The 12807-nt window shown below is 65.1% G+C and carries 10 protein-coding genes; 3 read left to right on the top strand and 7 right to left on the bottom strand.

What is annotated here, in order from left to right:
* Positions 1-830: 830 nt before the first annotated feature.
* The gene (locus tag LQ144_RS19080; protein WP_230120380.1) at positions 831-1298 is read left to right on the top strand and encodes a carboxymuconolactone decarboxylase family protein; all 468 of its coding nucleotides are present in this window, start codon (positions 831-833) and stop codon (positions 1296-1298) included.
* 214 nt (positions 1299-1512) lie between these two features.
* Here LQ144_RS19080 and LQ144_RS19085 read toward each other — a convergent pair whose 3' ends face one another.
* Positions 1513-2106: a DNA-3-methyladenine glycosylase I gene (locus LQ144_RS19085; protein WP_230120381.1), complete on the bottom strand. Its 594-nt coding sequence runs from the start codon at positions 2104-2106 to the stop codon at positions 1513-1515.
* A 16-nt stretch (positions 2107-2122) separates the two neighbouring features.
* Positions 2123-2377, bottom strand: a complete 255-nt coding sequence (locus tag LQ144_RS19090; RefSeq protein WP_230120383.1) for a cell division protein CrgA — start codon at positions 2375-2377, stop codon at positions 2123-2125.
* A 175-nt stretch (positions 2378-2552) separates the two neighbouring features.
* Between LQ144_RS19090 and LQ144_RS19095 the strand changes: the two genes are divergently transcribed.
* Both LQ144_RS19095 and LQ144_RS19100 read left to right on the top strand, forming a co-directional pair.
* The gene (locus LQ144_RS19095; RefSeq protein WP_230120385.1) at positions 2553-3338 is read left to right on the top strand and encodes a class E sortase; all 786 of its coding nucleotides are present in this window, start codon (positions 2553-2555) and stop codon (positions 3336-3338) included.
* Between the two features lie 170 nt (positions 3339-3508).
* Positions 3509-4150 (top strand): aminodeoxychorismate/anthranilate synthase component II, encoded by a 642-nt coding sequence (locus tag LQ144_RS19100; protein ID WP_230120387.1) that lies wholly within the window; start codon positions 3509-3511, stop codon positions 4148-4150.
* A gap of 123 nt (positions 4151-4273) precedes the next feature.
* Here LQ144_RS19100 and pknB read toward each other — a convergent pair whose 3' ends face one another.
* The 5 genes from pknB to LQ144_RS19125 are packed head-to-tail and all read right to left on the bottom strand — an operon-like array spanning position 4274 to position 12805.
* Positions 4274-6202: a Stk1 family PASTA domain-containing Ser/Thr kinase gene (gene pknB / locus LQ144_RS19105; RefSeq protein ID WP_230120409.1), complete on the bottom strand. Its 1929-nt coding sequence runs from the start codon at positions 6200-6202 to the stop codon at positions 4274-4276.
* A gap of 21 nt (positions 6203-6223) precedes the next feature.
* A complete protein-coding gene (locus tag LQ144_RS19110; RefSeq protein ID WP_230120389.1) occupies positions 6224-8071 on the bottom strand; it encodes a protein kinase in 1848 nt (615 codons plus the stop codon).
* Positions 8068-9522: a penicillin-binding protein 2 gene (locus LQ144_RS19115; RefSeq protein ID WP_230120390.1), complete on the bottom strand. Its 1455-nt coding sequence runs from the start codon at positions 9520-9522 to the stop codon at positions 8068-8070. Before LQ144_RS19115 ends, LQ144_RS19110 begins: the two co-directional genes overlap by 4 nt.
* Positions 9519-10979, bottom strand: a complete 1461-nt coding sequence (locus LQ144_RS19120) for an FtsW/RodA/SpoVE family cell cycle protein (protein ID WP_230120391.1) — start codon at positions 10977-10979, stop codon at positions 9519-9521. Before LQ144_RS19120 ends, LQ144_RS19115 begins: the two co-directional genes overlap by 4 nt.
* Positions 10976-12805 (bottom strand): protein phosphatase 2C domain-containing protein, encoded by a 1830-nt coding sequence (locus LQ144_RS19125; protein WP_230120392.1) that lies wholly within the window; start codon positions 12803-12805, stop codon positions 10976-10978. The genes LQ144_RS19120 and LQ144_RS19125 overlap by 4 nt, the downstream gene beginning before the upstream one ends.
* Positions 12806-12807 lie beyond the last annotated feature (2 nt).

Consider the following 12807-nt stretch of genomic DNA (forward strand, 5'->3'; position numbering starts at 1 on the left):
CCACCGCTCTCTCCCCTCTCCACCCGCCCCGCCCAGAACGCCTGCACCCACGTTGGGCGCGGGCGTTCTGCATAGGAGCCCCGTCGCTGCTGCTATGGACCTGCCCGTCCAGGCAGGCTTGCGCCGTTTTGAGCGCCGACAACTGCGCGTGCGGCTGCCTGGTCGCCTCCCAGACCGTCACCCGCTTCCCGCAAGCGAACGGACTTCCCACGTGGTCGACTCTCGACCCTCCTTCGTTCGGGCTCCGCACCCTGCTGCTATCGCTGCCGAGTTTTCCACAGGGGTTATCCACACTGTTGGTAACTTACACAGCTGTAGTTCTGTCGGACGTGTCTAGAAATCCGCCCGGACTGGCGGATCTTCGGACTGGGCCGTCCGCTGGGTCCACAATTGTGGATAAGTACTCAGGAAGGCCCTGTGGTTAAGTGGACAACTATTCCGCGAATAAGTGGCGGACAGGGGCCAATCCACAGCTGTACCGGTGCCTGTACCGGGTGGGTAGCTCCAGGGCGCCTGCCGCTGCCAAGCCAGGGGCAAGGCAGCCGGGAGCCTTGGCTGTGCACAGCAGGAATTTTCAACAGGCTTATTCACAGTGTTAATAACTTCCAGCCATGTAGTTCAACGTTGGAGTGCCGTTCTGAGGCCTACATCCCGGTAAATCCGTCCGCGCCGTCCCACAGGTTATCCCCACCTGTGGATAACCTGTGGGTAGTCGCCTGTTGTTAAGTGGATAAGCGCACCCCGTCCGCGTGTAGTCTCGGACTAATCGCCAGCCCGCCTCACAAGTCCGCCGGCTCCGTGCGGCGGCCCGATTCTTCGAGGAGTACGCCATGAGCACCACTGAACATATCTACTTGGACAAATACCACCCTGCGTCTTGGCGTGCCCTCAATGGGCTGGGGCTGAAGGTGCGGGAAGCCGCCCTTGAAGCCGGGCTGGACCCCAAACTCGTAGAACTGCTCAACGTCCGCACGTCCCAGCTCAACGGTTGCGCGTACTGCCTGGACATGCACGTGGCTGACGCCCTCAAGGGAGGCGAATCAAGCCAGCGTCTGGCTGTTCTCCCCGCCTGGCGCGACACGGACCTGTTCGACGGGACCGAGCGGGCCGCCCTGGCCCTTGCAGAGAGCATCACGGCCCTTCCCGATACGCACACCCGGGACCTGGAGGACGGCTACGCGCGCGACCACCTGACGGCCGAGCAGTATTCGGCGGTGAGCTGGCTGGCCATCACGATGAATGCGTTCAACCGCGTGTCCATCACGAGCCGGCACCCCGTCCGTCGGAAGACGCAGTAAGCCGGACGGACGCGACCAGGCCTTTATCCACAGCCTTTCCACAATTGTTAATACTTGAGCTGTCGTTCGCGCGGATCGGCTAGTGGCTGAACAGCCATGGCGTGCGCTTGCTGCGAATGTGGGCGCTTGGGTTATCAACACTGTGGATATCTTTACCAACACGTGTGCACGCGCGCTCGGCCGTGAAGCAGCGAAACTGAGAGAGCCGGCCCGGCTACAACCAGACCCCGGAGGTGCCTCGGCGGTGACTGTCAATGAGGTGTGTGTCCACCATCCCGACGGCTTCCATGAGGGCGAACATCGTAGTTGGCCCCACGAAGGCGAATCCCTCTTTCCTCAGCGCCTTGGACAGGGCTATGGACTCCGGAGACCGGGTGGGCACATCGGCGTGCGTCGAAGGGGCAGGAGTCGAGGTGGGCTGGAATCCCCAGACAAAGTCCACCAGTCCGCCCTTGTTACGCAGCTCAATGGTGGCTTGGGCGTTGGTGATGGCGGCGCGGATCTTCAGCCTGTTGCGCACGATCCCGGTATCCTGCTGCAGCCGTTCGACATCGGTCTCGGTGAACGCGGCTACGGTCTCGGGGTGGAAGTTGGCGAAAGCCGCACGGAAAGCGGGCCGCTTGCGCAGGATGGTGGCCCAGGACAGGCCGGCTTGAAACGCCTCCAGGCTGATGCGCTCGTAGAGGCCCTGCTCGTCACGTACGGGCAGACCCCATTCTGTGTCGTAGTACTCGCGCATCAGGGGATCGACGGAGGCCCACAACGGACGGGCGAGGCCGTCGTCGCCGACGATGATGCCTTCGGTCATGGCTGCTGCGTGGTGTTCAGGAACGCCAGCGGGTGGTCATCAGGAAGCCCACGATCGCGATGCCGAATCCGGCCACGATGTTCCAGGATCCCCAGTCGCCAACAGGGAGCTTTCCTTCACTGATGTAAAACGTGATGATCCACAGCAGCCCGATGATCATGAGACCGAACATGACCGGCTTGAACCACACAGGGTTCGGCTTGTACGTCTGTGTTGCAGAGACCGGCTCGGCCGCGCGGGCGGTCTTCTTACGTGGCTTTGACTCGGGCACATGTCCTCCTTGGCGGGCTGAATCAAGAACGGCGACCCGGCTTGATATCCTGCTCAGAGGAATATTGCCGGCGGCCTGCGCGCTCCTGGTCAAGTCTGAAGTCTTACTAGCAGCCAATTCTAGCTGTAGTTCAGGCCACACCAGCGCCCACCGCAACCGCCTTTGAGGAGAACGCGTGGTACTGCAGGAAAAGGTGATCGCCCCTGCCAAGCCGGCAGCCGGCGTCGTGATCCTGCGAAAGGCCGTGCAGATCATTGGCGAGCTGCTGATTACGGTGGGCATTGTGCTCCTGCTCTTCGTCGCCTGGCAGTTGTGGTGGACCAACGTGGAATCCGATGCCAAGCAAAGCGCGGCGGTCAAGGACTTCACCCGCGACCTTGGTGGACCCGTAACGCCGGCGCCCAGCGCGGAGGCGCCGGCAGGGCAGAAGAACTACGGCGCACCGGCAGTTGCCCAGGCTCCCGGCCACGGCGGCACCATCGGCATCATGTACATTCCCAGGTTTGGCGAAACCTACACCCGTCCCATCGTCGAGGGCACCACGGCGGATGTGCTGGACACCCTCGGCCTGGGCCACTACGGCGGAACGGCCATGCCCGGTGCCGTAGGCAACTTTGCCGTGGCCGGACACCGCCAGACGCACGGTGCCGTCCTGGACAATATCCACACCCTCGTACCGGGTGACAAGATTTATGTCCAGACGCGCGACGGCTACTACGTTTACGTCTTCCGTAACAACCGGATCGTGATGCCCTCCAACGTTGACGTCTTGCTCCCCGTGCCCTCGAAGCCCGGGGTCAGGCCCACAGAAAGATTCCTGACCATGACCAGCTGCAACCCCCGCTTCGGTTCGCAGGAACGGATCATTGCGTACTCCGTGATGGAACGCTGGCAGCCCGCATCCGCAGGACCGCCTGCCGAGATTGCCGCCCAAGTGGCACGCGCACGAGGGGAAGGCTGAGACTTGTACGGTTGGATATTCCGGCACCTGCCGGGCCCGCTTTGGCTGCGCATCCTCACGTCAGTGGCGCTGATCGCCGGGACACTGTTCCTGATGGTCGAGTTCCTGTTCCCCTGGATGTCCCAGTTCACACAATTCACCGACTCAACGATTGGTGCGGCAAGTAACCCATGAGCACAACCAAGATCCTCGTCGTGGACAATTACGACAGCTTCGTCTACACCCTGGTGGGCTACCTCCAGGAACTGGGCGCCGAGACCACGGTGGTCCGCAATGACGACGTGACGCTCGCCGAAGCGATCGAAATGGCTGAAACGCGCGACGGCGTACTCATCTCGCCCGGTCCGGGCGCACCGTCGGAGGCGGGCGTCTGCATCGAGCTGATCAAGTGGTGCGGGGACAACAGCAAAGCCATGTTCGGCGTTTGCCTGGGCCATCAGGCCCTCGCCGAGGCCTACGGCGGCATTGTGACGCACGCGCCGGAACTGATGCACGGCAAGACGTCCCTGGTCCAGCACCAGGGCGCCAGCGTCTTCGCAGGCCTGCCCTCCCCCGTCACCGCGACGCGCTACCACTCACTGGCCGCCGTGCGGGAGTCCATTCCGGACATCCTCGAAATCACTGCCGAGACCGCCACCGGCGTCGTCATGGGGTTGCAGCACCGCACCGCCCCTCTGTGCGGCGTGCAGTTCCATCCGGAATCGGTCCTTACCGAGGGCGGCTACCAGATGCTGGGAAACTGGCTCGAGTCACTGGGCATGGCGGGCGCGGCCGCACGCGCGGCCAAGCTCAGCCCGCTCATCCAGCACTAGAACCCGGCAGAGGACTCCGGCGCCGGCGGGTGCCGGCCAAGAGGCGGGTGCCGGCCACGCGGGGCAGGTGCGCGTGCCGGTCACGTAGCTGGCGGCCACTGAGCTGACGCCTGAGTCGAAGCCCTAAGGCTTGGGCTTCGCCGTGCCGGTGCTGCTCGGTGTTGGCGTCGGGGTGGGCTTCGGCGCCGGAGCCTTGGAAACCGTAACGGTGATCGCCTTACCCTGCTCTACCAGGGAATTGAGGGGATCGCTCTGCCCGGTCACCTTGCCCGGAACCACCTGGGAGTTCTCCACTTCGTTGATGACGGCCGGCAAGCCCAGGGCCTTCAGCGCGGCCTCCGCTTCGGCGCGGGTCATTCCTCGGAGTTCGGGCATGGCCACCTTGCCCGTGGACACCACAATTTCCACGGTGCTCCCGACGGCCACCTGCTGGCCCGGAGCCGGCTTGGTAGTGATCACCAGGCCTCCCGCTACCGTGGCGCTGTTGGCCATGGTGGTGGACGGTGCCCCCACCAATCCGGCCTGTCTCAGGATGTCGCGGGCCGCCGCTTCCGTCCGCCCAGGCAGTGCTTCCGGGACCTTCACCGCGCTTGGTCCGGCGGAAATGTTGAGGGTCACGTCCGAGTCCGGCTCAAGCGATGAACCGGCCGCGGGCACGGTTCCAATGGCCGTGCCCTTGGCGATCGTGTCATGCTGCACACGCTTGATCTGGGGCCGCAGCCGGGCGTCGTACAGCAACTGAAGGGCTTCAGTTTCTGTGCGGGCCTCCACAGACGGGACAGAAACCTTGACCGGCTCGGCCGGAGGCTGGTTCATCACGTTGTACAGCCATAGCCCGCCGCCGGCCAGCACCAGGAGGGTAAAGATGACAAAGGTGGCGGTCCAGGCCCGACGGCGGGACTTCTGTACGCCCGTACGCTCCCGTTCGCGGGGCAGGCCCAAGGGAAGTTCGTCCTGCTCTGCGGTCTCGTACACCGCGGCGGCCTCCGCGGGAAGCACGGCGTCGCCTGCGTCATCGTAAGCAGGCCTGAGCCGGCCTCCGGGGGCATCGTCAAGGAAGCTGGCGCCGGTCATGGAAAAGGCCGCGGTGGGAGGATTGCGGTGCGGTTCGGGAACATGGTCGTTGGGGTCGGTCGGCGCCTCGCTGGCTGACAGGCCAGGCACCGCGACACCGTTTTTGGCTGCACGGAGCGCGCGCCGGAAGGCCGCCGCGTCCTGGAAACGGTCGGCGCGGTTCTTCTGCAGGGCCTTTGCGAGGACGCTGTCCAGTGCTTCGGAAACCTCGGGATTGAGGCTGCTGGCCGGTTCCGGGATTTCGCGCACATGCTGGTACGCCACGGAAACGGGGCTCTCGCCGACGAACGGCGGACGCCCGGTCAGCATTTCGAACAGCAGGCAGGCCGCGGAATAAAGGTCGCTCCGGGCATCCACGGTCTCGCCGCGCGCCTGCTCTGGCGAGAGGTACTGGGCCGTGCCCACCACGGCCTGCGTCTGGGTCATGGTGGCGGCGGAGTCGGCCATGGCCCGTGCGATGCCGAAGTCCATGACCTTGACCATGTTCGAGCTCTCGCAGAACATCACGTTGGCAGGCTTGATGTCCCGGTGCACGATGCCGGCTTTGTGGCTGTACTCCAGCGCGGACAGTACGCCGAGGGTGTAGCTGATGGCCTGGTTAATGGTGATGTCCTTGGACCGGATGAGGTCCCTGAGGGTTTGCCCGGCGACGAATTCCATCACGATGTAGGGAACCCGGATCTGGTCGTGGGCATCTCCGGGGACTGCGTGGTCACCCGTGTCGTAGATAGCCACGATCGACGGGTGGTTCAGGGCGGCAACTGCCTGCGCCTCGCGCTTGAATCTCGCCTGGAACTGCGGGTCCCGTGCCAGGTCCGGACGCAGCAGCTTGATGGCCACCGTCCGCCCGAGCCGGGTGTCGATGCCACGGTGCACGTCCGCCATGCCACCTCGTCCTATGAGCTCGCCGAGCTCATAGCGTCCGCTGAGGACGCGCTGGGCTGTCACCGGGAGGCTGTCCTCCCGGTGCGACGGCATTCTTGGCGGCGTGGTCACGGCTTACCGCCCGGTCGGAGGGGCACTGGGAGTGACCGTGGCCGAGGGTGAGGGAATCAGGGCTTTGGCGAGGTGGTACGTCACCACGGAACCGGCGTCGACCTGCTTGCCGGCGCCCGGATCAGAGCTGACAAACGTACCGGGCTCCTGTCCCGGATCACCCTCGACATCATCTCCCTTTTGCCAGCGCAGCCCGGCCTTTTCGATGGCGCTCTGTACCTCGGCCTCGCTGCTGCCGGCGCTGATATCCGGTACTACGATCTGCTCCGGACCCTTGGAATACGTGACCTTGATCGTTTCACCCGCCGGAACCGGGCCGGACGGATTGATGTCCGTGACGGTGCCGGGAGCAGCGGGATCGGCGACCGGGACGCCGTTCACCTGCAGCCCGAGCGCGATCAGGTCGCTGCGCACCTTGCTGTACTGCTGTCCCAGGTAGGCGTCGGGAATCAGGTTGATGGCCTCCGGGGTGGTTTCCGTGGGCGTGGGCGTTGGCGAGGGGGTCATGGGCGTGGGCGTTGCCGATGTCGCGGAAGGCGTCGGGCTGGCGCTCGTGGAGGTTGTCCGGCTTGGCGAACTCGAGGTGGTGCCCGCAGGCGCCTGCGACGGGAAAAGAATGCCGGCTTGGCTCAGGAGGATGCCGACGACGGCGAACAGAACCAGCAGGATCAGGGCGATCAGCGGCCAGGTCCACGGGCTGCGCTTGCGACGTTCGGGCTCATCGGCAGGCTCGTCGTCGTACTGTTCCTCTTCCTGGACCCAGCTGCGTTCGGCGGCCAGGGCGTCAGCCCGCGAAAGGGTGCTGCCGGCACGGGTGGGCGTTCCCTCGCCTGCTGCGCCAGCTGCGCCCGCGGCTGCAGCACCCGCGGCTGCGGCGCCGAGCACCGGCAGGGCGGAGGTCGCCGTCGTTGAGTTTTTCTCGGAGCCAATGACTCCGGTGGGCGCCGTGTGCATCTTGACCGGGGCCGTGATGGGGCCGGTGGCTGCCTCATAAAGCAGCATGCCGGGAACGGCGGCGTGGGCTGCCGAAATATCTCCGTTGCGGATGGCTTCGGCGGCTTCGGAAAGTTTGATGGCGTTGGCCGGCCGGTTCTTCGGATCCTTGGCGAGCATGGACATCAGGAGCGCCCGGACCGGCTTTGGCAGGGTGTCCGGCAGGGGCGGCGGGGCATCGTTCACCTGAGCCAAGGCGATGGCGATCTGGGACTCGCCGGAGAACGGCCGGTGGCCCGTGAGGCACTCGTAACCGATAACGCCGAGCGAGTAGATGTCGGAAGCGCCCGTGGCCGTCTGGCCGGTGGCCTGTTCCGGGGCGAGGTACTGGGCGGTACCCATCACCTGGCCGGTCTGCGTCAGCGGGACCTGGTCCGCAAGGCGGGCGATGCCGAAGTCCGTCACCTTGACCCGTCCGTCGGGTGTGATCAGCAGGTTGCCCGGCTTGATGTCGCGGTGCACCAGGCCTTGGGCATGGGCAACCGACAGCGCACGTGCGGTCTGGGCCATCATGGACAGAGTGCGGTCCGGCGAGAGGACCTGCTCGTGTTCGATGATGCTGCTCAGCGGCTGGCCGGGGACCAGCTCCATGACCAGGTAGGCGGACCCCTCCTCCTCGCCGTAGTCAAAAACATTGGCGATGCCCACGTGGTTTAGCAGCGCGGTGTGGCGGGCCTCCGCACGGAATCTCTGGAGGAAGCCAGGGTCTCCCGTGTACTCCTCCTTGAGCACTTTGATGGCCACGATGCGGCCGAGGATAAGGTCCTTGGCTTTCCAGACTTCGCCCATGCCGCCGATCGCAATACGCGTGGTCAACTGGAATCTGCCGCCGAGGGTGATTCCCGATGTAGGCCTCACTTATTCAACACCGCCTCAAAAATCTTCTTTGCGTTCGGACTGGTTAGCTGTGCGCCGGTGGTGATGTCAACGCCTTGCATGACGATGGTGACAGACACCCGCGGGTCCTTAGCCGGGGCAAACCCGGTAAACCAGGAGTTGTTCAAGCCGGTTCCCAGCTCTGCGGTGCCCGTCTTACCGGCAACTTCGACACCGGGGACGGCCGCCCCGCCCGCGATTCCTTCACTCACCACGCTGGTCATCCAGTCAGTGATCTGGCCGGCTATCTCCGGCGTGGTGGAGGTCCGCAGCGGAACAGGCTTCGGTTCTTCGAGGACGCGCAGGTCTGGGGACCGTACGGCCTTGATCAGGTTGGGTGCCATCTGCACGCCGCCGTTGGCGATGGCCGAGGTCATCAGCGCGATCTGCAGCGGCGTGGCGCGGACGTCGCGCTGCCCGATGGCGGACTGCGCCAGCCCGGCCGCGTCCAGGTCCCGCGGGAAGATGCTCTTGGCATAGTCGAGCTTGAGCTGGTCGCCCAGTTCCTGGCCGAAGCCGAACTTAGCCGCCTGCTCGGCGATCGCGTCCTCACCGAGTTTCTGGGCGATGCTCGCAAACGGTGTGTTGCAGGACTGCTGGAGCGCAAACGCGAAGTTGGCGGTGTTCCGGGTGTAGCAGTTGCCGCCGGCATAGTTGGGCAGGCGGTACTGGATGCCCGGGAACGACATTTCGGCCGGATTCGGCAGTTCGCTGTCCGCGTTGTATTTGCCCGAGCCCAACGCTGCCGCGGTGTCCACGAGTTTGAAGACCGACCCCGGTGCCAGGAGGGCGCCCGTGGGGCCGCTGACTGACTGGTTCAGGTTGACGCCGGGAACCTTGATGACCTCGTTGTAGCTTGCCTGCTCCTTGGCCGCGTCCTGGGTGGCGATGAGGTTGGGGTTGTATGACGGCTTGCTGACCATGGCCAGGATGTTGCCAGTCTTGGGGTCCGTGACCACGATCGATCCGCGCTGGCCGTCCGGGATGAGGTCATACGCCAGCTTCTGGATCTTGGGGTCGATGGTTAGTTCCACGGAGGCACCCTTCGGCTGGTTGCCCAGGAACAGCTGCCCGATGCGGTCTAGGAAGAGCTGGTCCGAACTGCCGGCGAGCTGGGCGTCCATGGCGCGCTCGAGGCCGGTCACGCCGTAGTTCTTCGAGAAGTAGCCTGTGAGCCCCGCGTAGAGCTCGGGCTGTGTGTAGGTCCGCTGGAACTTGCAGGTCTCGTTTCCCTCAACGGACTCTGCGATGGCCGTGCCGCCAACGAGGATCGCGCCGCGGTCGTTGCAGTAGTTCTGGAGAATGGCACGCTTGTTCCAAGCGTTGGCCTTGAGCTCGTCGGCCCCAACCACCTGGACATAGCTGAGCGCACCGAAGATCAGGGCGAACATGGCGATCGCGGCGATCCATGAATGTCGAATGGCCTGGTTCACAGGTGTTTCACCGCCTCGGTGGGAGCGTCAGGAAGGGTCTGGGTGGCATTCCTGCCGGGCCGTCCGCCAGCAACGGGAGCGGGCTGCTGCGCCGTTGTCTGTGCCTCCGGGGTTTTGCCCGGCTGCATTGGCGTGGTGTCCACGGGGCCGCGCGCAGTGTGCGAAATCATCAGCAGGAGGCCCACGATGATCCAGTTCGCGAGGAGGGAAGAACCTCCCGCGGCAAGGAAAGGTGTGGTCAGGCCCGTCAGGGGGATGAGCCGCGTGACGCCGCCGATGACCACAAAGCACTGCAGGGCCACCGCGAAGGACAGGCCGCACGCCAGCAGCTTGCCAAAGGCGTCCCGCGTGCCGAGGGCCGCCCGGAAGCCGCGGGTGAAGAGGAGGAGGTACATCATGACGATGGCGAACAGCCCAATCAGGCCAAGCTCTTCACCGAAGGATGCGATGATCATGTCGCTGTTCGCAAAGGGAACCAGGTTGGGACGTCCCTGGCCAAGCCCGGTGCCCACGAGTCCGCCGCTGGCCATGCCGAAGAGGCCTTCGACGATCTGGCCGCTGCCGCCCGGGGACCGGCCGAAGACTTCCTCGGTAAATGCATTGAGCCAGGCGTCGATGCGGAGTGCGACGTGGGAAAAGACCTTGGACGCCACAAAGCCGCCACCCAGGATGAGTGCGAGGCCGATGACCACCCAGCTGATTCTGCTTGTGGCCACGTAGATCATCACAATGAACAGTCCGAAGAACAGCAGGGAGGATCCGAGGTCGCGCTGGAAGATCAACACGCCGATGCTGACCAGCCAGGCGGTGATCATTGGTCCCATGTCCTTGAACCGCGGGAACTGCAGCGGACCGATTTTCCGGCCCGCCAGCATGATCAGGTCGCGGTTCGAGGAAAGGTAGCCAGCGAAGAATATAGCCAGGGTGATCTTCGCGACCTCGCCGGGCTGGAACGTCATGGGGCCGAGGCGGATCCAGACGCGGGCGCCCAGGATTTCGCCGGCGGAAATGCCGGGCACCAGCGGCAGGATCAGCAGCAGTGCACTCACTGCAAGGGAGATGTACGTAAAGCGGCGCAGGACCCGGTGGTCCTTGAGCAGCCAGATCACGGCAATCGCGACGGCCATGGCGATGAGGGTCCACCTCATCTGGTTGTTGCCGGTGTCTTCCCCCGGCGCGTCCAGGCGGTGGATCATTGCCAGGCCGAGGCCGTTGAGTGCGATCACAAGTGGAAGTATTACCGGATCGGCATACTTTGCACGGAGCCGCAGGACCACATGGAAAACCAGGGCCGCAATCGCCAGCAGGCTGGATTGGAACCAGAAATCCGTGTCAAAAGCGGTCTGCTCGTCGATGCTGATCAGCGCGTTGGCGCCGATGCTCACGCCAAGTGCCAGTACGAGCAGCAGCAACTCGACGTTGCGGCGTGGCTTCGGGATTGTGTCGGCGTGGGTCATTGGCCACCCTCACAGGTTGCGGTTGGAGATGGCACTGCGGAGGCGCCGGCGGTGGCTGTTGGAGATGCCGTCGGCTTGGGGCTGGCCGTCGCGGTCGGACGCTTGGAGGCAGATGCCGTGGGTTTGGGAGAGGCCGTGGCGGTAGGGGGTTTCGGAGACGGGGAGCCGGCAGCGGTGGAAGTCGGTGATTGGGTCAGGCACTCATCCGACGGTGCGGTGCTGCCCGTGCGCTCGAGGTTCTTAACGATGCGCTGGGCGTCGTAGAGATCGCGTGCAGGCACCGTCTGGCGCACGCGCTGCTGGGAGAACTGGGGCAGTGAATCCATCCGTATGTCGGTTACGGCCTCAAGGGTGGACAGCTGGAGCGGGCCAAGGCGCTGCGAGACGCCATTAAAAATCGCCACCCGCTGGTCGAATTCGCCAATGTAATAGCGCGTCTGCGTCCAGGCGTATCCCAGCCAGAGCCCCACCGCGAGGGCCACGAGCGCTGCGGCCGCGATGCCCATGGTGATCCACCGGCGAGGCCGCCGTTCCGGGCCCAATTCGGCGGCTTCGTCGCGCGCCTGTTCGGCTTTGTGGGTCAGGACTGTAGCCGCCCGGCGTGCGACGGTGCGCCCAGCGATGGTGGGGATGGAGCCAGTTTCGGCCGCCGCGACGGCCGCTCCAACGAGGAGGTGGGGTCGTGAGGACAGCTCCTGCCGCAGCACCTCTGCCGAGAGATGTTCGCCCAGATGGGGGTCCGTGGTGGTTGTAGGCTCCTCGCCGGCATCCTGGCCGGTGTCCGCGGTGTCCGCGGTGTCCGCGGTGTCCGCGGTGTCCGCGGTGTCCGCGGTGCCGGCGGCGTCTGCCTGGTCGGCGGTGTCCGGAGCCGAAGGTTCGGACGCCCGGGGGGTGCCCGGGGCGGGGGCGGACGCCGTTACCGGCGCCGCTTCACCGGGCTGCTCCACAGAATCGGCCGTGGCCGCGGCGGCAACCGCACCGGCGGCTGCAGCCGGCTTTTCGCCGGTCAGTTCAGCGGGAGGAACGATTTCGACGGCGGCTGTCTTGACGTCGTCGTCCGTTTCCTCGGCAATTTCGACCATGACGACGGTGACGTTGTCCGGGGCGCCGGCCTCCAGGGTGAGATCGACAAGCGTTTCCACGCATTCGCGCATGTCCTTGGTTTCCCGGACTGTCCGTTCCACGACGTGGCCGGCCACATAGTTCAGGCCGTCGGAGCAGAGCAGCCAGCGTTCGCCGGGCTGAACGTCCAGCGTGTCCAGGTCCAGCTCGGGGCTTGCATCGACGTCTCCGAGGACGCGCATCAGGACGTTCTTGTGCGGGTGGGTTTCGGCTTCCTCGGGGCGGAGGCGGCCTTCATCGATCAGGCGCTGGACGAACGTATGGTCAATGCTGATCTGTTTGAACTCGCCGTCCCGGAGCCGGTACGCTCGCGAATCGCCGATATGGGCGAAGTGCAGCTTGCCCTCCGCGAGCAGCAGGGCCGTCACGGTAGTGCCCATGCCGGCCAGTTTGGGATTGATGTGGACGAGTTCGGACAGCAGCGAGTTGGCCGTCTGGATTTCGTCGGCGAGGACGGTTCCGGCGTCGCCCTCGTACTCGTCCGTATCCAAGTGGATCATGTCCAGGACGGTCGCCGCGGAGGCGACATCACCTCCGGCGTGCCCGCCCATGCCGTCGGCCACGACGGCCAAGTGCCGGCCTACGTAGGCGGAGTCGTCGTTTTTCGCGCGGATACGGCCGACGTCGGAGCGCGCGGCGTAGCGCAGAATCAGGGGACGCGGCGAGGCTGGCGCCTTCTCCGCGGGGATGTCCGGAGCGGCCATGG

Source organism: Arthrobacter sp. Bi83 (genome assembly GCF_918698095.1).
Taxonomy (GTDB): Bacteria; Actinomycetota; Actinomycetes; order Actinomycetales; family Micrococcaceae; genus Arthrobacter.

Excerpts from the sequence above, each read along its gene's own strand:
- LQ144_RS19080 (WP_230120380.1), top strand. The coding sequence starts at position 831 with ATGAGCACCACTGAACATATCTACTTGGACAAATACCACCCTGCGTCT.
- LQ144_RS19085 (WP_230120381.1), bottom strand. The coding sequence starts at position 2,106 with ATGACCGAAGGCATCATCGTCGGCGACGACGGCCTCGCCCGTCCGTTG.
- LQ144_RS19100 (WP_230120387.1), top strand. The coding sequence starts at position 3,509 with ATGAGCACAACCAAGATCCTCGTCGTGGACAATTACGACAGCTTCGTC.
- pknB (WP_230120409.1), bottom strand. The coding sequence starts at position 6,202 with ATGCCGTCGCACCGGGAGGACAGCCTCCCGGTGACAGCCCAGCGCGTC.
- LQ144_RS19120 (WP_230120391.1), bottom strand. The coding sequence starts at position 10,979 with ATGACCCACGCCGACACAATCCCGAAGCCACGCCGCAACGTCGAGTTG.
- LQ144_RS19125 (WP_230120392.1), bottom strand. The coding sequence starts at position 12,805 with ATGGCCGCTCCGGACATCCCCGCGGAGAAGGCGCCAGCCTCGCCGCGT.